Raw genomic sequence first — 19,231 nt, 5'->3', positions numbered from 1 at the left:
GGAGCACTTCTCACCAAGTTCGCTTGGTCAGAGGCCAGTTCATCAGCAAACGTCTGATGCTGGTTGCTCATGGGTGGAACGTTGACTATTCGGCACATTCGGTCTGCTGGGACTGTGAGTACTGCTTCGGCGTGGAAAACAGTTCGAGGGGATGGAAGGTGTCGGGCACGCTGTTGGGTGTCTGAGGGAGCGGCCACGATGTGGCTGTTTCTTCGGTTGCTTAAGCCCCAGTGAACTCGGGATGTATGTCTCGGGGTGGTGGGTGGTTGGTCGTTGTTTGAGAACTGCACAGTGGACGCGAGCATCTGTGGCCAAGTTTTTAAGGGCGCACGGTGGATGCCTTGGCACCAGGAACCGATGAAGGACGTGGGAGGCCACGATAGTCCCCGGGGAGTCGTCAACCAGGCTTTGATCCGGGGGTTTCCGAATGGGGAAACCCGGCAGTCGTCATGGGCTGTCACCCGCTGCTGAACTCATAGGCAGTGTGGAGGGAACGCGGGGAAGTGAAACATCTCAGTACCCGCAGGAAGAGAAAACAACCGTGATTCCGGGAGTAGTGGCGAGCGAAACTGGATGAGGCCAAACCGTATGTGTGTGATACCCGGCAGGGGTTGCGCATGCGGGGTTGTGGGATCTCTCTTCTACGGTCTGCCGGCCGTGGGACGAGTCAGAAACCGTTGATGTAGGCGAAGGACATGCGAAAGGTCCGGCGTAGAGGGTAAGACCCCCGTAGTCGAAACATCAGCGGCTCGTTTGAGAGACACCCAAGTAGCACGGGGCCCGAGAAATCCCGTGTGAATCTGGCGGGACCACCCGCTAAGCCTAAATATTCCCTGGTGACCGATAGCGGATAGTACCGTGAGGGAATGGTGAAAAGTACCGCGGGAGCGGAGTGAAATAGTACCTGAAACCGTGTGCCTACAAGCCGTGGGAGCGTCGCTGTCAGTACTTGTGCTGGCAGTCGTGACTGCGTGCCTTTTGAAGAATGAGCCTGCGAGTTAGCGGTGTGTAGCGAGGTTAACCCGTGTGGGGAAGCCGTAGCGAAAGCGAGTCCGAAGAGGGCGTTTGAGTTGCACGCTCTAGACCCGAAGCGGAGTGATCTAGCCATGGGCAGGTTGAAGCGGCTGTAAGAGGTCGTGGAGGACCGAACCCACCAGGGTTGAAAACCTGGGGGATGACCTGTGGTTAGGGGTGAAAGGCCAATCAAACTCCGTGATAGCTGGTTCTCCCCGAAATGCATTTAGGTGCAGCGTCGTGTGTTTCTTGCCGGAGGTAGAGCACTGGATAGGCGATGGGCCCTACCGGGTTACTGACCTTAGCCAAACTCCGAATGCCGGTAAGTGAGAGCGCGGCAGTGAGACTGTGGGGGATAAGCTCCATGGTCGAGAGGGAAACAGCCCAGAGCATCGACTAAGGCCCCTAAGCGTACGCTAAGTGGGAAAGGATGTGGAGTCGCAGAGACAACCAGGAGGTTGGCTTAGAAGCAGCCACCCTTGAAAGAGTGCGTAATAGCTCACTGGTCTAGTGATTCCGCGCCGACAATGTAGCGGGGCTCAAGCGTACCGCCGAAGTCGTGTCATTGCAGCAATACTCCCAACGGAGGCTGTGATGGGTAGGGGAGCGTCGTGTGCCGGGTGAAGCAGCCGTGGAAGCGAGTTGTGGACGGTTCACGAGTGAGAATGCAGGCATGAGTAGCGATTCACACGTGAGAAACGTGTGCGCCGATTGACTAAGGGTTCCTGGGTCAAGCTGATCTGCCCAGGGTAAGTCGGGACCTAAGGCGAGGCCGACAGGCGTAGTCGATGGATAACCGGTTGATATTCCGGTACCCGCTGTGAAGCGTCAAACATTGAATCCAGTGATGCTAAGCCCGTGAAGCCGTTCCGGACCCTTCGGGGAATGGAAAGTGGTGGAGCCGGTGGCCCGAGCTGGTAGTAGGTGAGTGATGGGGTGACGCAGGAAGGTAGTCCATCCCGGGCGGTGGTTGTCCCGGGGTAAGGGTGTAGGACGTCAGGTAGGTAAATCCGCCTGGCAATAGTCTGAGACCTGATGCCGAGCCGATTGTGGTGAAGTGGATGATCCTATGCTGTCGAGAAAAGCCTCTAGCGAGTTTCATGGCGGCCCGTACCCTAAACCGACTCAGGTGGTCAGGTAGAGAATACCGAGGCGTTCGGGTGAACTATGGTTAAGGAACTCGGCAAAATGCCCCCGTAACTTCGGGAGAAGGGGGCCATGTCTGGTGATCCGATTTACTCGGTGAGCTGGGTGTGGCCGCAGAGACCAGCGAGAAGCGACTGTTTACTAAAAACACAGGTCCGTGCGAAGCCGTAAGGCGATGTATACGGACTGACGCCTGCCCGGTGCTGGAACGTTAAGGGGACCGGTTAGTCACATTTCGGTGTGGCGAAGCTGAGAACTTAAGCGCCAGTAAACGGCGGTGGTAACTATAACCATCCTAAGGTAGCGAAATTCCTTGTCGGGTAAGTTCCGACCTGCACGAATGGCGTAACGACTTCTCGACTGTCTCAACCATAGGCCCGGTGAAATTGCATTACGAGTAAAGATGCTCGTTTCGCGCAGCAGGACGGAAAGACCCCGGGACCTTTACTACAGTTTGATATTGGTGTTCGGTTCGGCTTGTGTAGGATAGGTGGGAGACTGTGAAGCATGCACGCCAGTGTGTGTGGAGTCGTCGTTGAAATACCACTCTGGTCGTGCTGGATGTCTAACCTGGGTCCGTGATCCGGATCAGGGACAGTGTCTGATGGGTAGTTTAACTGGGGCGGTTGCCTCCTAAAGAGTAACGGAGGCGCCCAAAGGTTCCCTCAGCCTGGTTGGTAATCAGGTGTTGAGTGTAAGTGCACAAGGGAGCTTGACTGTGAGACCGACGGGTCGAGCAGGGACGAAAGTCGGGACTAGTGATCCGGCGGTGGCTTGTGGAAGCGCCGTCGCTCAACGGATAAAAGGTACCCCGGGGATAACAGGCTGATCTTCCCCAAGAGTCCATATCGACGGGATGGTTTGGCACCTCGATGTCGGCTCGTCGCATCCTGGGGCTGGAGTCGGTCCCAAGGGTTGGGCTGTTCGCCCATTAAAGCGGTACGCGAGCTGGGTTTAGAACGTCGTGAGACAGTTCGGTCCCTATCCGCTGTGCGCGTAGGAATATTGAGAAGGGCTGTCCCTAGTACGAGAGGACCGGGACGGACGAACCTCTGGTGTGCCAGTTGTTCTGCCAAGGGCATGGCTGGTTGGCTACGTTCGGGAGGGATAACCGCTGAAAGCATCTAAGCGGGAAGCCTGCTTCGAGATGAGTATTCCCACCTCCTTGAGAGGGTAAGGCTCCCAGTAGACGACTGGGTTGATAGGCCGGATATGGAAGCCCTGTAAGGGGTGGAGTTGACCGGTACTAATAGGCCGAGGGCTTGTCCTCAGTTGCTCGCGTCCACTGTGTTGGTTCTGAAACCACGAACACCAATCACATCCCTGTCTAGAGGTGGGTTGTGGTTGCTGGTGTGTTTCGTAGTGTTTCGGTGGTCATAGCGTGAGGGAAACGCCCGGTTACATTCCGAACCCGGAAGCTAAGCCTTACAGCGCCGATGGTACTGCAGGGGGGACCCTGTGGGAGAGTAGGACGCCGCCGAACTTTCTTTGGCCTCGGGCCCTGGAAATCTTGTGTAAACAGGTTTCCGGGGCCCGAGGCATTTCTGCGTTCAGCCTGGGCGCGCGATAAATGCCACGACGGCAGCTGTGCTCCCCGGGATACTGGGCCGCCATGGATGACGAGGTCGAAGTTGTTGTCGCCCACTCCGAGCGGGCGACTCTGCGAGTCGGTGACGTGTATCTGAAGGTGGACGCGGATCGGGCGCGCGTCGATGTCAAGGTCGAGGCGATGGCGCTTGCGCCGGTCCCGACTCCGGAGGTTCTGTGGCGCAAGCCGCCTGTGCTCGCGCTCGCCGCCCTTCGCGGGGTGACGCTCGGGCGCCTCGGCGGGCTCGCGACAGCCTCGCCGGCGGCGTGGACCGCGGCGGGCGCCACCATCCGGCAGCTGCACGAGGCGCCGCTGTCGTCCTGGACCGGGCGGGCCGGCCGGAGTGGCGGCACGCTGGCGGAAAGACTGGACCGTGAGTGTCAGTTGCTGGTGGTGACCGGCTTGTTGCCCGGTGAGCTGGTCACCCGCAATCGTCAGGTCGCCGAGGCCGCGCTTCGGGAGTGGACCCCCGCGTTCACGCACGGCGACCTCCAGATCGCGCACGTCTTCCTGGACGGCGACGAGGTCACGGGCATCATCGACTGGTCGGAGGCGGGCCAAGGCGACCCCTTGTACGACCTCGCCACCTTCTCGCTCGGACACGAGGAGCATCTTGACGACCTCCTCGTCGGCTACGGCGGTGACGTCGACCTCGAAGTGGTCCGGGCGTGGTGGGCGTTGAGGAGTCTGCTGGCGGTGCGGTGGCTGAGCGAGCACGGCTTCGACCCGTTCGCGCCGGGCTGTGAGGTCGACGTACTGAAGTCCCTGAGGTGAGGCTGCGCCGCCCCGGCCGTTGGTGGATGAGGTGTTCCGTACATCCGTGCAGGCGTCGCACGCCGGGGCGGGCCGGGCGTGCGGTGGCTGTCGCTCTCGCGAGTGACGATGGGATGGGGGACCCGCTCTGTTGCGGACCGGGCGGGCGGCCTGCGGCAGGATGGTGATCAACGAGGCCCCCGGGCAGTGCGGTGGAGACGTCAGATTTCTCGATCGCAACCCGGGGGCTTCGCTGTGCTCCCCTTCTGGAACGCCGTGGGCTACGACTGGGTGCCGCGGCGGCGGCCTCGGGTCGTCAGGCCACGGGTGAGGCGGGTCAGGCGGCCTTGGTTGGCTGCGCGGAACTCCTCGGCGAGGGTGCTGCGGTGGGCGGCCAACAGGTGCTCGATCTGGCGTACTTCCTCCGCCGGCAAGGTGCGGACGACGGGGCGGAGCACCGTCGTGAGAAGGGTGAGCCGGGTCTCGTCCCACGCGGGGGTGGCGCCCGGATGGGAGGACCAGTCGCGGAAGCGGGCCGCCGCGTACGCCGGGTCGGTGCGGAGACGCTGGACCGTGGGGTCCTCGGCGGCCACCTCGGCGTACGCGGCGAGGAGCGCGGGGTCTCCGGAGCGGGCGAGGTCGCTCAGTTCGGCGATGTCGTCGGCGTCGCCCGCGAGGAGGCGGTGGGCGAGGGCGCGTTCCGCGCGGGTTCGCAGGGTGTCCGGGAGAGGGGCCGCAGCCGAGGTGTGCGCGGTGAGATGGCGTACCCACTCGGTGCCCTCGGCGGGGGTGCCGAGGCGGTCGGTGTAGAGGAGCAGGTCCAGGGCGGCGCGGTCGCGGGGCGTGAGGTCGGGGGCGAAGGAGTTGAGGAGGTCGGTCGCCAGTGGGCCGGCCTCCCTGTCGTCGGGGCGGGCCTCGAAGGCGGCGCGTAGCAGGAGGGGCAGGGTGCAGGCGGTCCGGTGGGTGTCGGAGCCGGTGGCGGCCAGGAGGCGCCGGGCCTCGTCGCCGGTGGGCGGAGCCTCCGGCCAGACGCGGCGGGCCGCGGTCCCCAGCGCGTCGGGGGCGGTCATGGGCGACAGGCCGCCCGCGCGCAGCAGGCCCTCCACCGCCGCCACGCGGTCGCCCTCCGGCACCGGCAGGGAGCAGAGCAGCAGGTGGGGCGCGGTGAAGCGGTCCACCTCCAGCGGCAGCGCGGCCAGTACGCGGGAGCCGGCGGCGGGGTCCTCGGCCGCCAGGGCGTCGAGGCGGTCGACCACGGCGTTCCGTACGGAGGGGCTGCCGGACAGGGTGGAGCGGAGCTCGTCGATGGAGGCTGCCGCCTCCGGGTCGGCGAAAACGGCGCGGGCCGCGCGCGAGGTGAGTTCCGGCAGCAGATCGGCGTGGTCCACGCCCAGGGCCTCGGCGATGCGCAGCAGGGCCAGCGGTCGGCCGAGCGGAGGGGCATCGGGGTCGGTGAGGCCGCGCCGGATGTCGGAACGGAGCCGGGACGCCAGCCGGTCGCGCAGGGCGGGGCCGAGGTCCCCGGCGTAGAGGAAGGGGAGGCGGGGCATGTCGGTGCGGACGGCGGCGGTGAGGGCGGTCGCCGTCAGGGGTTCCAGTTGGGCGGCGGGGAGGCGGCCGCGGAGTGCCTCGCGCAGGCCGGTGAGGGCGGGGGCCTCGACCGGGTCGCTCTGGTCGGCGGCGGCGCTGAGGGCGGTGACGAAGGCGGCGAGTTGGCTCTGGCCCACGGCGGGGCCGGCGGCGGCGATCCAGGCGGCGGCGACCGCGCGGGCCTCGGCGTCGACCTGAACCCCGGTGCGTACGGCGGTGGCCGCCAGGCAGCCCGGTTCGGGCGAGTGGGCCGTCTCCTTGAACAGCCGGGGGGCGCCGGCCAGCCAGACGCGGGCGCAGAGGCGGGCCCAGAGGTCCGGGACGGGGCGCGGGGGCGGAGGGACGGCGGAGCAGTCGAGGACCCGGTAGCGGCCCGGGTCGTCCAGGGCGGCGTAGTCCTCGGGGAGCATGCCCGCTATGCGGTGTCCGTGGGCGGGGACGCGGGTGTACGTGGTGAAGGTGAGCCGGTGGGCCTCGGCCGGCGGGAGGGCGGTCGCGGCCAGGGCGAGCCAGCGGGCGACGGCCACCGGGTCGCGCTCGACCAGGACGAGGGGCGGGCTCGCCGGATCGGTGACCAGGGTGCGTATCGCGGCGAAGAAGTCGGCGAGCCACGGGGTACGGGTGGCGGCGAACTGGGTGAGGGAGCCGCGGCTCAGTTCACGGGCCGGGGTGAACGCGGCGACGGGCTTCGGAACCCCGCCCTCCGGGGTGGTGCGGGCCCACTGCGGCGCGCCCCAGCAGAAGACCGGCAGGGAGTCGTCCGGCAGGGCCGCTCCGTGCGGGAGGTGGACCGCGTGGGTGTGGACGGTGAGGCCGGCCGGGCCGCCCGCCGCCACGGGCGCGGTGTGGCTGAGCAGGAGGCTGCCGTCCTCCATCGCGGTGAGGGAGAAGGCCGTGGGCAGCCGGTCCACCTCGGCGGGGGTGGGGTGCGCGGGCGTGCCCCGGGGCGGGACGTAGCCGAAGAGGTGTTCTGCCGTCTTCCGGACGCCGGGCGGAACACCCGGGGAGACGGCGGCCAAGCCGGGTCCGGACGAGGTGTGGTGCAGTTGGGCGAGGCTCATACGTCCGCATCCTTTCGCGCCGGTCGGGCCCGGGCACCGGCGGGTTCCCCGGCGGGCCGCCGGTGCCATCCCAGCAGAACAGGCGTTCCCCCGGGCGGAGTTCGGCGGAACGGTTACGAGTGGTTCGCGGCGGCGGGGGCGGACGGCGCGCCGTGGGTGGCCCAGGCGGGGTCGGCGGAGGCCAGCCAGGCGTCCTGCCCGTCGGCGAGCGGGCCGTCCAGCGGGAGGGGGACGAAGCGGCAGGCGAAGGTGAGCCCCGCGTCGCCGTCCTCGCCCCCGACCTGGTGGAGCCAGCTGTCCGGTGCCTCGTCCGGGGCGTGCAGGAGGAAGAAGGTGGTCCGGCGCGGGAGGCCCGTGTCGGGGCGCGGCTTCTCCTCGACCGCGAGGCGCCGGACCACGGTGGCCGTCAGCCCGGTCTCCTCCGCCGTCTCCCGCACCACCGCCCGCTCCGGTGGCTCGCCGGGGCGGATGCCGCCCGCCGGGATCTGCGTGCCCGCCTCCGGCATTCCGGCGTGGTCGAAGACGAGCAGGGCCGGGGCCGGGCCGCGCCGGATGACGTAGGCGGCGACCCGGAGGCGTGGCGGCGGCGTCACCGTTCGCCCAGGACGACTGCCGAGCGCGGGCCGAGGTGGAGGACACCGTCGCTGGCCAGGGAGGCCGAGTCGTCCCAGCCGGCGAGGGTGCGCAGGGCGCCGCCGCCGAGGGGGATGGCCGCCGGTTCGTCGCCGAGGTTGAGTGCCACTCTGATGTCGCCCCGGCGGAAGGCGAACCAGCGGGCCTGCTCGTCGAAGGCGACGCGGACCGCGGCCAGGTCGGCGTCGAGGAGGTCCGGGCGGGCGCGGCGCAGCGCGATCAGGGTGCGGTGCCACTCCAGGAGGTGCCGGTGAGGTTCCCGCTCCCGCTCCGACCAGTCGAGGCAGGAGCGGTCGCGGGTGGCGGGGTCCTGCGGGTCCGGGACATCCTTCTCGGCCCAGCCGTGGGCGGCGAACTCGCGGCGGCGTCCCTGGCGGACCGCGTCGGCCAGCTCCGGGTCGGTGTGGTCGGTGAAGAACTGCCAGGGGGTGCGCGCGCCCCACTCCTCGCCCATGAAGAGCATCGGCGTGAACGGGCCGGTGAGGACCAGCGCGGCCGCGCAGGCCAGCAGGCCGGGCGGGAGTGAGTCGGCGAGGCGGTCGCCCTGGGCGCGGTTGCCGATCTGGTCGTGGGTCTGGGCGTAGCCGAGGAGGCGGTGGGCGGAGACGCGGGTGCGGTCCAGGGGGCGGCCGTGGGTGCGGCCGCGGAAGGAGGAGTACGTGCCGTCGTGGAAGAAGCCGCCGGTGAGGGTCTTGGCGAGGGCGCGCAGGGGGTGTTCGGCGAAGTCCGCGTAGTAGCCGGCGGCCTCGCCGGTGAGGGCGGTGTGCAGGGCATGGTGGAAGTCGTCGTTCCACTGGGCCTGGAGGCCGAGGCCGCCCTGGCCCCTCGGGGTGATCAGGCGGGGGTCGTTGAGGTCGGACTCGGCGATGAGGAACAGGGGGCGGCCCAGGTCGCGGGAGAGGTCGCGGACGGCGTCCGCCAGCTCCTCCAGGAAGTGCACCGCACGGGTGTCGCAGAGGGCGTGCACGGCGTCCAGGCGCAGGCCGTCCAGGTGGTAGTCGCGCAGCCAGGCCAGAGCGCTCTCCACCAGGAAGGCGCGGACCTCGTCGGAGCCGGGAGCGTCGAGATTGACGGCCGAGCCCCACGGGGTGTGGTGCGTGTCGGTGAAGTACGGGCCGAAGGCGGGGAGGTAGTTGCCGGACGGGCCGAGGTGGTTGTGGACCACGTCGAGGACGACGCCGAGGCCGCGCTCGTGGGCCGCGTCCACGAAGCGCTTCAGGGCCGCCGGGCCGCCGTACGGTTCGTGGACCGCCCAGAGGGAGACGCCCTCGTACCCCCAGCCGTGCACACCCGGGAACGGGGCGAGCGGCATCAGCTCGACGTGGGTGACGCCCAGGGCGGCCAGAGCATCCAGTCTGTCCGCCGCGGCGTCGAGAGTGCCCTCGGGGGTGAAGGTGCCGACGTGCAGCTCGTAGAGGACGGCGCCCGGCAGGCCGCGGCCGGGCCACGGGACCCGCCACGCGTACGCGTCGTGGTCGACGACGGCGCTCAGGCCGTCCGGGCCGTCGGGCTGGCGGCGGGAGCGGGGGTCGGGCAGGACCGGGCCGCCGTCGACCGAGAAGCCGTACCGGGTGCCGTCCTCCGCCGGGGCCTGGGTGGTCCACCAGCCCTGGCGGGAGACGTCCCGCTCCATGGCGAGGCGTTCGCCGCCCACGTCGAGCGCCACCTCGTCCTTGTCCGGTGCCCACACCTCGAACCGTGCCACTGCGGCCCCCTCGGTCATCCGTCCCTCGCCCGTCCTCGGTCGGAGTCGCCCCGTGCCGTCGGGCACGGGCGGTCTTCGCGCGGCGCTCACACACCGCTGTCAACAGTGAACACGCTGCCACCGACAACCGGGGGCAGGACGGGGTGGTGAGATCAATTCGTTTCCGACGGTGGGACGCTGACGGGTCGCCGGTGGGCCGGTGGGGGCGGGAGCGGCGCTGGACAGCGTGTTGCGGCGTGGCGGACAATCGGGCGGTGACCACCTCGCAGTTCCACCCTCAGCCGGCGCCACGCGTCACGGACGCGCAGCGGGACCGGGCGCTGAAGGTGCTGCGGGACGGGGCCGCCGAGGGAAGGCTCTCGCACGACACCTTCGTCCGGCGGATGGAGCTGGCGCTCGCGGCGCGCAGTGCGGCCCAGCTCTCCGAGCTGACGGCGGACCTGCCGCAGGAGGGGGCGCTCTCGCGGGTGGTGTTCGGGTCGGTGCGGGCCGTTTCCGGGTTCACCGTCAAGATGCGGCGGGCCTGGCAGGCCGAGCGGTTGCCCAAGTTGTTGCTGCCCGGGCCCGAGTTGCGTGGGGCGCTCAGGATCGGGCGGGACCAGGGGAACGGGCTGCGGCTCAGCCACGACACGGTGTCGCGCTATCACGCGGAGCTGAGTTTCGAGGGTGGGATGTGGGTGTTGCGGGATCTGGGGTCCACCAACGGGACCTCCGTGAACGGGCGTCGGGTGGTGGGGTCCGCCGTGGTGCGGGACGGGGATCATGTCAGTTTTGGGTCGATGGTGTATCGCGTGGCGGTTTCTTGAGATTGGCCTACGCCCGGCCGGGCTGGGCGGCCTCAAGCGCCGGCCGGGCTGTTCTTTGTCGGGCTGGGCTTCGTTCTGACCTTGCGGTTACTGATGGCCTCAATCGCCGGCCGGGCTTGAAGGTGGCCTCAAGCGCCGGCCGGGCTTGAAGGTGGCCTCAAGCGCCGGCCGGGCTTGAAGGTGGCCTCAAGCGCCGGCCGGGCTTGAAAGGTGTGGCCGGGCTGAAGGTGTGGCTCTGCTGAAAGGTGTGGCCGGGCTGGAGGGTGTGGCCGGGGGGAGCGTTGCTCCTCGCGGAGGGTGCGGAGGGTGCTGCGAAGGTGCTGCCGCGAGGGTGACGGTGTGGCGGGTCCTCGGCACGGTGTTCTGTCAGGGGTGAGGGGTGTGGAGTGCTGCTGCCAGGGTGGTTCTGGTCTGGTGTTCTGTCTGGGCTTCGAGGGGGACCCATCGGGGGGTGAAGCGGGTGGTGAAGTCGTGGGACCAGTGGGTGACGAGGGGTTCGAGAGTGGTGGCTGACGGAGGGTGGTGGCGGGTCAGTTCGCGGAGGAGCATGCCGGCGGCGCGGAGGGGGAGGCGGCGGCCGAAGGCTTCCATGCCGGAGATGTAGGCGGCGGTGGCGTTCTCGGAGGGGAGGCGCTCCCAGTCGTCGGCCAGGGCGGGGGAGAGGTCGAGAATCCAGCGGGCCGAGCGGGTCAGGGGGCCCGGTGGGCCCGGGAGGTGGGGCAGGGCGGTGGTGAGGACGCGGGTGACGGCGCGGGTGTGGGTGCGCAGGCGGTGGGCGCTGGCGCGCAGGGCGGCGGCGGGGTCCGGGTGGGGGGTGAGGTCGGTGACGCGGTCGCTCGCCCACAGGGGGACCTCGACCACGGCCGTGCGGCCCCCGTAGCGGTGGATGTGGTGCCAGGTGCTGTGGCGGACGTCCTCGGGGACGCTGGGGAACGGCGTGCCCGTACCCGGTTCCGGCATGACGTGGACGCCGGGGCCCGAGACGGGCCAGCCCACCGCGTCCGAGGGGCCCGCCTCGACCGGGATGCGCAGTTCGGCGGCGGACTTGGCGAAGGGTTCGGCGAGGCCGGGGATGTCGCGGGTCACCTGCACCCAGCTGCCGCCGAGGTCGGTGCCGTGCAGGGAGACCTGGAGGTAGGGGCGCAGCTCGTCCAGGGCGCCGGTGAGGGCCAGGGTCTCCGGAGGCAGGCGGTGCGGCGGGACGTAGGAGGGCGACCACTCGGGTTGTTCGGCGCCGTGCGGACGGTAGAAGCGCCGGTGGTACTCCAGGAGTGAGCCGGGGGCGCGCATCCGGTGCAGGCGCGCCCCGTCGGGGTCGGCGCAGAGGAGGAAGTGCCAGGACGTGCGGGCCCGCAGGGCGGGGTCGGCGGCGACGCGTTCGGCCAGGCGGCGCACGGCCGGTCCGCCCGCCGGCTCGTTGGCGTGCGCCCCCGCGACGACCAGGACGGCGGCGTCGGCGTGACCGACGGAGAGCAGGTGGAGCGGGCGCCCCGCGCGGGAGACGCCGATGCGGCGCAGGGCGCAGAGCCGGGGATGCCGGCGTACCAGGGCGGTGGCGGCGCGCACCAGTTCCGAGGGCACTGGGAAGCGCTCGGTCGTAGCCCCTCCGGCGTCCGGTGTGGAGAAAGAATCCGCTTGCTCGTGCTGGGACATGCGCCCCCCCGTGGTTCGCCACCGGCGGCCTGCGCGGGCGGGGTCGCCGGACGTGCACCGTACGATCCGCCACACCGGGGCGCACGGGGGAGGGGAACACGCCGTCCCGCGCGCAACTACGCCAGGTGCGGTACGGCGCACTCCGGCGTACGGCCCGGCGCGCACTCAGCCGGGGCCGTCAGTCCTCCTGGTGCAGGAGAAGGGCGACCGGGCGGCGGGCGAAGAGGGTGGCGAGGTCGGTCTCGCCCTCGTAGGAGGTGGAGGGGTGCGGGTCCGCCCCGGCCAGCAGGTCCGTGTACCGGCCGGGAGGCAGCGGGAGGGTGGTTCCCTGCCAGCCGCCCGCCTGGTGCAGGGCGCCGGGCAGGCGGGTCACCGCGGTGAGGAGCGGCGGGGTCGCGCCGGGCCCCCGGCCGAAGGCGAGGCAGTGGGCGGCGGCGGGGCCGCGGGCGGCGAGGGGGTGGTAGCCGGAGGCGGCGCCGAAGAGAGCGGGGCGGTCGCGGCGGAGGCGGAGGGCGGTGGCGGTGAGGGCCAGTTTCTCCTCGTCCAGGCCGGTGGGGCGGCCGCCGGAGCCCAGTGTCCGGAGCGCCCCCTCGGGGGAGGGGACCGGGCGGCGGTTGTCGGGGTCCATGAGGGTGCGCACGTCGCGTTCGGTGCCCTGGTAGACGTCGGGGACGCCCGGCATCGTCAGGTGGAGCAGGGCGGCAGTGAGGACACGGGCGCGGACGTGGGGGCCGAGGCGTTCGGCGAGGGCGGGGAGCTGGTCGGCGGCCGCGCCGGTCAGCCCCTCGCGGACGTACCGCTCCACGGCCTCCTCGTACGCCGGGTCCTGCTCGGTCCAGGTGGTGTGCAGGCCCGCCTCGCGCGCGTGCTTGAGGAGGGCGCCGGCGAGCCGGTCGGCGTAGGAACCGGCGCTCCCGGACGGCGGGGTGCCGTCCTCGGGGAGCAGGGCGCAGGCGGTCTGCCAGGCGGCCCAGGCGAAGGGGAGGCCGACGGCGGCCGCCGCGTCCTTGCCCGCGCGGCGCACGGCGCCGGTCAGGAACTCGCCCCACAGGCGCGGGAACTCGGCGAGCACCGCGATCCGGGCGCGGGCGTCGGCGCTGCGCTTGGTGTCGTGGGTGGAGAGCACGGTGCCGGTCTCCGGCCAGTCCCGCTGGAGCCGCCCGCAGAACGCGTGGAACGCCTCCGGGGCCAGGGCCGGGCTGCCAGGGTCGCCGCCGACCTCGCAGGCGGAGAGAAGGGGGACGTACCGGTAGAACGCCCGGTCCTCGACCGCCTTGGCGTGCAGGGCCGAGGCGACCTGGGCGAAGCGCGCCCGGAAGGCGTCCGCGCCCGCCGTGTCGGTGAGGCCGGTCAGGGTGCCGGCGGCCAGGCCCCGGACCACGTCCACGGCGTGCGCCTCCTCGGGGACGTCGAAGGCGGCGCGGGCCTCCTCGGCCGCCCGCTCGGTGAGGACGGCGGCGGTCTCGGCGGGGGACTGCTCGGGGTAGGGGCGGTAGACGGGGACGCGGACGAGGAGTTCGCGGACGGCGGTGCGCAGGGCCCACGGGGCGTGGTCACGCAGGCCGAGGTCGGCCGAGCAGACCCGGGTGGCGATCCGTACCAGCGTCTCCACCTCGGCGGCGAGGTCGTGCCCGGCGACCTGGCGGGCGGCGCGGCGGGCGGTGGCGCGCCACTCGCCGCCCTCCTCGGGCTCCGGGTCGGCGAAGGCGCGGTACTGCTCCACCAGGGTGCGGGCGCCCTCGGGGTCGGTGAGGACCGCGTCGACGTGGCGGAGGGCGTCGTAGCCCGTGGTGCCGGCCACCGGCCAGGCGGGCGGCAGCGGTTCGCCGTCGGCGAGGATCTTCTCGACCACCGTCCACCGCCCGCCGCTGCGCTCGCGCAGGCGGGCCAGGTAGGCGCCCGGGTCGGTGAGGCCGTCGGGGTGGTCGACGCGCAGGCCGTGCACGACGCCCTCGTCGAGCAGGGCGAGGACGGTGGCGTGGGTGGCCTCGAAGACGGCCGGGTCCTCCACCCGGACCGCGATCAGGTCGTTGATGGTGAAGAAGCGCCGGTAGTTCAGCTCGGTGCGGGCCAGCCGCCACCAGACGGGCCGGTACCACTGGGCGTCGAGCAGCTCCGGCAGCGGCAGCCGTTCGGTGCCCGCGCGCAGCGGCAGGGCCAGTCCGCCGGGCAGGCGCAGCTCGCCGTCCTCGACGCGCATCCCGGCCGCCGCCTCGCCGGCGCGTTCGCCGAGCACCGGCAGCAGCAGCTGACCGCCGCCGCCCGCCCAGTCGATGTCGAACCAGGCGGCGTACGGCGAGTGCGGGCCGTCCCGCAGCACGGTGCGCAGGGCCTGGTTGTGGACCGGGTCGGCGGCCATGTGGTTGGGGACGATGTCCACCACCAGACCCAGGCCGTGGGCACGGGCGGTCCGGGAGAGGGAGCGCAGCCCCGCCTCCCCGCCCAGCTCCGCGCGGACACGGGTCGGGTCCGTGACGTCGTACCCGTGGGTGGAGCCCGGCACCGCCTCCAGGACGGGGGAGAGGTGGAGGTGGGAGACACCGAGCGCGGCGAGGGCCGGTACGTCGGCCTCGGCGGCGGCGAAGGGGTGGCCGGGGTGGAGCTGAATCCGGTACGTGGCGGTGGGCGGTGCGGGCGGCACCGGGGAGGCGGGCGTCATGGACGAGTACGTACCCGCCGGGCGGCCGTTGTTGTCATCGCGTGGCGCGCCGGGGTGACGGTGCCTGGCCCCGGCGGGCCACGCGCGGTCTCAGGCGGGCCGCTGGAGCACGGTCAGGCTGCGGTCGGGCAGGGTCAGCCGCTGGCCGGCCTTGACCTTGGGGCCGTCACCCGGCCGGGCCCCCTCCGGGGCTGCGGTCTCCACCACGGCCTGCCACTCCTGGCCGAGCCCGGTGGGGACGAGGAACTCCAGCGGCTCGGGAGAGGCGTTGAACATCAGCAGGAAGGAGTCGTCGTGGATCGACTCGCCCCGCGGGCCCGGCTCCGAGATCGCGTTGCCGTTGAGGAAGACGGTGAGTGCCCTGGCCTGGGCGGAGTCCCAGTCCCGCTGGGTCATCGCCTCGCCCTCGGGGGTGTACCAGGCGATGTCGGAGAGGTCGTCGTGGGTGCCCTGCACCGGGCGGCCGTGGAAGAAGCGGCGGCGCCGGAAGACCGGGTGGTCGCGGCGGAGCCAGACCATCGCCCGGGTGAAGTCGAGCAGCGACTGCCCGTCCTCCGGCTCCTGCGGCGTCGCCTTCCCGTCTCCCGGCTCGGGCCAGTGCACCCAGGAGACCTCGCTGTCCTGGCAGTAGGCGTTGTTGTTGCCGCGCTGGGTGCGGGCGAACTCGTCGCCGTGGCTGAGCATCGGCACGCCCTGCGACAGCATCAGGGTGGCGACGAAGTTGCGCATCTGCCGTCTGCGCAGCTCCAGCACCTTCTGGTCGTCGGTGGCGCCCTCGGCCCCGCAGTTCCACGACCGGTTGTGGCTCTCGCCGTCCCGGTTGCCCTCGCCGTTGGCGTCGTTGTGCTTGTCGTTGTACGCCGTCAGGTCGTGCAGGGTGAAGCCGTCGTGGCAGGTGACGAAGTTGATGGAGGCCAGCGGGCGCCGCCCGTCGTCCTGGTACAGGTCGGAGGAGCCGGTCAGCCGGGAGGCGAACTCCGCCAGCGTGCGCGGCTCGCCGCGCCACATGTCGCGGACCGTGTCGCGGTACTTGCCGTTCCACTCGGTCCACAGCGGCGGGAAGTTCCCCACCTGGTAGCCGCCCTCGCCCACGTCCCACGGCTCGGCGATCAGCTTGACCTGGCTGACCACCGGGTCCTGCTGTACCAGGTCGAAGAAGGAGGAGAGCCGGTCCACCTCGTGGAACTGCCGGGCCAGGGTCGCCGCCAGGTCGAAGCGGAACCCGTCGACGTGCATGTCCGTGACCCAGTACCGCAGCGAGTCCATGATCAGTTGCAGGACGTGCGGGGACCGCATGAGCAGGGAGTTCCCGGTGCCCGTGGTGTCCATGTAGTAGCGGGGGTCGTCGCCGCTGAGCCGGTAGTACGAGGCGTTGTCCAGCCCCCGGAAGGAGAGGGTCGGGCCGAGGTGGTTGCCCTCGGCGGTGTGGTTGTAGACCACGTCGAGGATGACCTCGATCCCCGCCTGGTGCAGGGCGCGGACCGCCGACTTGAACTCCAGCACCTGCTGGCCCCGGTCGCCCCAGGAGGCGTAGGCGTTGTGCGGGGCGAAGAAGCCGATGGTGTTGTAGCCCCAGTAGTTGGCGAGGCCGGCGTCGGCGAGGCGGTGGTCGTTGACGAACTGGTGGACCGGCATCAGCTCCAGCGTGGTGATGCCCAGCTCGGTGAGGTGCTCCAGGATCGCCGGGTGGGCGAGGGCCGCGTAGGTGCCGCGCAGCTCTTCCGGCAGGGCCGGGTGGAGCATCGTCAGCCCCTTCACATGGGCCTCGTAGATCACCGTGCGGTGGTAGTCGGTGCGCGGGCGGCGGTCGTCGCCCCAGTCGAAGTACGGGTTGACCACCACCGAGGTCATGGTGTGCGGCGCCGAGTCGAGGTCGTTGCGCTTCTCCGGGGAGCCGAAGTGGTAGCCGTACACCTCCTCGCCCCACTTGATCTTGCCGCTGACGGCGCGGGCGTACGGGTCGAGGAGGAGCTTGGCGCTGTTGCAGCGCTGGCCGCGCTCGGGGGCGTAGGGGCCGTGCACGCGGAAGCCGTAGCGCTGGCCGGGCATGACGCCGGGCAGGTACGCGTGGCGCACGAAGGCGTCGGTCTCGCGCAGCTCCACCGCCGTCTCGGAGCCGTCGTCGTGCAGCAGCACCAGTTCGATCCGGTCCGCCGCCTCCGAGAAGACCGCGAAGTTCGTGCCGGCGCCGTCGTAGGAGGCACCGAGGGGATACGCCTGTCCAGGCCAGACCTGCATGGCTCGACTCTTCCATCTGAGGCCCGGGACAAGCCCGGAACAGTGGGACCGCTTCGTGCTGAGTCTTCCCGAAAGTGGAGCCAGTACCTAGGACTTCGGCCGGTCCACCCGGGTGACCACGGCGGGCCGGGCCCCCGGGGTCCATTAGGCTTCCGGCAACGGCCATGACGGCCCGTCGAGTTGGGAGAAGACCCCGGGCTTCGGGCTGCACACCCGCCACACCCGGAGTACCCTTCCTTGATCGTTGAACAGGGGAGTGCCGGGGGCCTCCGGGGAGCGGAAGGCGGTACGCGGGTGAGCTCGGGAGGGCTGGAGCTGCCCCCTGGTGACCCAGGTCACGAGGGGGGCTCCGGGGAGGTCCCGTCCGGAGCGGTGTCCCTGGCGCGGCCGGTGGAGACCGGCGCCCAGATAGGCCCCGAGCTGGACTGGGGCGCCGACGCCTGGAGCGAGGTCCGCACCCGCGCCCAGCGCGCCGGGCGCGCCTACATCTGGCTCAATCTGGTCGAACAGCGGCTGCGCGCCGTGGTCGCCGCCGTGCTGCGCCCGGTCTACGAACCGGTGCACGGCGAGGACTGGGTGGTGGCCGCCGCCGGACCCGCCGGCCAGGAGTGGGTGCAGCGCGCCGTCGCCGTCCGCGAGGTCAGCCGCCGCAAGGGCTACCTGCTCGACCCGGCCGACGACAACGTGCTGAGCTTCCTCACCCTGCCGCAGCTGCGCGAGCTGATGGTGCAGCACTGGCCCTGCTTCGAGCCGTACTTCGACGACCGGCGCGCCGTCGAGCTGGCCCTCGACGAGCTGGAGGTCACCCGCAACGTCGTCTCCCGCAACCGGGCCCTCTCGCAGGCCGTCCTCTCCCAGGCCGAACGGGCCTCGGCGGTCCTGCTGGAGATGCTCGGCGCCGGCTCCGACGTGCCCTCGGCCCGGCGACTGCGCGTCGACGCCGTCGAGGACCTGGTCGGCGACCGGTACGCGGACGTGGTCGGCGTCCACCCGGACCGGGTCCGGCTGCTGCGGCAGTTCCCCGCCGAGGACCTGTTCGGCGGGGCCCGGCGCCTGGACGCCATCGGGATAGGGCTCAACCTGCTGGTGCAGAACTTCTCCGGCCGCCGCCTGGTCCGCCTCGCCGAGGAGGGCAGCCGCGTCCGGCTCCTCTTCCTCAATCCCGCCTCCAGCGCCGTCAAGCGCCGCGAACGCGAGCTGGGCCTCAAGCGCGGCGAGCTGAGCCGCTCGGTGGAGATGAACATCCTCCACATGCGCCGGGTCCGCGCCCGCCTGCGCGACCCGGGCGCCTTCGAGATCCAGGTGTACGACGAGACGCCCCGTTTCACCGCCTACCTGGTCGACGGGGACGGCGCCGACGGGGTCGCCGTCGTCCAGTCCTACCTGCGGCGCACCCGGGGCATGGAGGCCCCGGTCCTCGTGCTGCGCGGCGGCGGGCGCGTGGTGCGCGGGGAAGGCCCCGGGGAGAACGGGCTGTTCGAGACCTACCGCGAGGAGTTCGAGCTGGCCTGGGCCGACTCGCGGCCCGTCTCCTGACCGGGTGTGGCCCGCGCTCCGCCGGGCAGGTGCCGGCCACGGCGGAACCGACGACGGGGGCGCTGTCGGTGGTGCGTGCGAAGGTGGGGCACCACTGGGGGAACGCACAAAAGGAGGGGCGGCCATGGGCTGGCACCGGGAGCTGCTGATCGGGTTCGACCTGGAGACGACGGGCACCGACCCGCGGGAGGCGCGGATCGTCACGGCCGCCGTCATCGAGGTGGCGGACGGGGAGCGCCGGGGCCACCGCGCCTGGCTCGCCGACCCCGGCATACCCATCCCGGCCGGAGCCACCGCCGTCCACGGCATCACCGACGCCCGCGCCGCCGCCGAGGGCAGCCCGCCCGACCGGGTCGCCGACGCGGTCGCGGAAGCACTCACCGGGTACTGGCGCGCGGGCGTCCCCGTCGTCGCCTACAACGCCCCCTTCGACCTCACCCTGCTCGCCGCCGAGCTCCGCCGCCACCGGCTGCCCTCGCTCGCGGAGCGGCTCGGCGGGGCGCCGGTCGGGCCGGTGATCGACCCGCTCACCGTGGACCGCGCTGTCGACCGGTACCGCAAGGGGAGCCGCCGCCTCTCGGCGGTCTGCGCGGAGTACGGCGTCGCGCTGGAGGAGGCCCACGATGCCTCGGCGGACGCCCTGGCGGCGGCCCGGCTGGCCCGGGCGATAGCCCTGCGCCACCCCAAGGTCGCCGCCCTCGGCCCCGCCGCCCTGCACGAACGCCAGATCGCCTGGGCCGCCGAGCGGGCCGCCCACTTCCAGGCGTACCTGCGGCGCAAGGGGGAGCGGGGCGCGGTCGTCGACGGAGGGTGGCCGCTGCACGCCGAGGCCGCCTGAGGGACGGGCCG

The 19,231-nt window shown here is 71.1% G+C and carries 10 protein-coding genes and 2 rRNA genes; 6 read left to right on the top strand and 6 right to left on the bottom strand.

The annotated features are described in order from the left end of the window. The first annotated feature begins 309 nt into the window (after nucleotides 1-309). From OIM89_RS04230 to OIM89_RS04220, 3 genes are all read left to right on the top strand, one after another. Nucleotides 310-3,430, top strand: a 23S ribosomal RNA gene (locus tag OIM89_RS04230). Between the two features lie 96 nt (nucleotides 3,431-3,526). Beyond that, nucleotides 3,527-3,643 (top strand): 5S ribosomal RNA (gene rrf / locus OIM89_RS04225). A gap of 129 nt (nucleotides 3,644-3,772) precedes the next feature. Further along, a complete protein-coding gene (locus OIM89_RS04220; protein WP_264491008.1) occupies nucleotides 3,773-4,522 on the top strand; it encodes a phosphotransferase family protein in 750 nt (249 codons plus the stop codon). A gap of 260 nt (nucleotides 4,523-4,782) precedes the next feature. Here OIM89_RS04220 and OIM89_RS04215 read toward each other — a convergent pair whose 3' ends face one another. From OIM89_RS04215 to treZ, 3 genes are all read right to left on the bottom strand, one after another. After that, nucleotides 4,783-7,152, bottom strand: a complete 2,370-nt coding sequence (locus tag OIM89_RS04215) for a GTPase-associated protein 1-related protein (RefSeq protein ID WP_264491007.1) — start codon at nucleotides 7,150-7,152, stop codon at nucleotides 4,783-4,785. A gap of 113 nt (nucleotides 7,153-7,265) precedes the next feature. Next, entirely contained in the window at nucleotides 7,266-7,745 is a 480-nt protein-coding gene (locus tag OIM89_RS04210) for an NUDIX hydrolase (RefSeq protein ID WP_030699418.1), read from the bottom strand. Further along, on the bottom strand, nucleotides 7,742-9,508 hold the full coding sequence (gene treZ / locus OIM89_RS04205; protein ID WP_030699419.1) for a malto-oligosyltrehalose trehalohydrolase: 1,767 nt from the start codon (nucleotides 9,506-9,508) through the stop codon (nucleotides 7,742-7,744). The genes OIM89_RS04210 and treZ overlap by 4 nt, the downstream gene beginning before the upstream one ends. A 236-nt stretch (nucleotides 9,509-9,744) precedes the next feature. Here treZ and OIM89_RS04200 point away from each other — a divergent pair, with 236 nt between their 5' ends. Next, nucleotides 9,745-10,296: a DUF1707 and FHA domain-containing protein gene (locus tag OIM89_RS04200; protein WP_247860030.1), complete on the top strand. Its 552-nt coding sequence runs from the start codon at nucleotides 9,745-9,747 to the stop codon at nucleotides 10,294-10,296. Nucleotides 10,297-10,662: 366 nt separating this feature from the next. Here the strand turns inward: OIM89_RS04200 and OIM89_RS04195 are convergent, their stop codons facing one another. From OIM89_RS04195 to glgX, 3 genes are all read right to left on the bottom strand, one after another. Next, nucleotides 10,663-11,949: a M14 family zinc carboxypeptidase gene (locus OIM89_RS04195; RefSeq protein WP_264491006.1), complete on the bottom strand. Its 1,287-nt coding sequence runs from the start codon at nucleotides 11,947-11,949 to the stop codon at nucleotides 10,663-10,665. A 178-nt stretch (nucleotides 11,950-12,127) separates the two neighbouring features. After that, nucleotides 12,128-14,608 carry a malto-oligosyltrehalose synthase gene (treY, locus tag OIM89_RS04190; protein ID WP_264491005.1) on the bottom strand — a complete coding sequence of 827 codons (2,481 nt, stop codon included), beginning with the start codon at nucleotides 14,606-14,608 and terminating at the stop codon, nucleotides 12,128-12,130. 90 nt (nucleotides 14,609-14,698) lie between these two features. Continuing rightward, nucleotides 14,699-16,846, bottom strand: coding sequence for a glycogen debranching protein GlgX (gene glgX / locus OIM89_RS04185; RefSeq protein ID WP_030699423.1), 2,148 nt, complete (start codon nucleotides 16,844-16,846; stop codon nucleotides 14,699-14,701). A 294-nt stretch (nucleotides 16,847-17,140) separates the two neighbouring features. On the opposite strand from glgX, the gene OIM89_RS04180 reads away from it, so the two are divergent. Both OIM89_RS04180 and OIM89_RS04175 read left to right on the top strand, forming a co-directional pair. Further along, a complete protein-coding gene (locus OIM89_RS04180; RefSeq protein WP_033947543.1) occupies nucleotides 17,141-18,382 on the top strand; it encodes an SAV2148 family HEPN domain-containing protein in 1,242 nt (413 codons plus the stop codon). A 124-nt stretch (nucleotides 18,383-18,506) separates the two neighbouring features. After that, entirely contained in the window at nucleotides 18,507-19,220 is a 714-nt protein-coding gene (locus OIM89_RS04175) for an exonuclease domain-containing protein (protein ID WP_264491004.1), read from the top strand. Nucleotides 19,221-19,231: the final 11 nt, after the last annotated feature.

This window comes from Streptomyces sp. BI87, from assembly GCF_025957665.1.
GTDB lineage: Bacteria > Actinomycetota > Actinomycetes > Streptomycetales > Streptomycetaceae > Streptomyces > Streptomyces albidoflavus.
The sequence above is the reverse complement of the archived record's forward strand: the minus strand, read 5'-3'. Positions and strand labels throughout refer to the sequence as shown.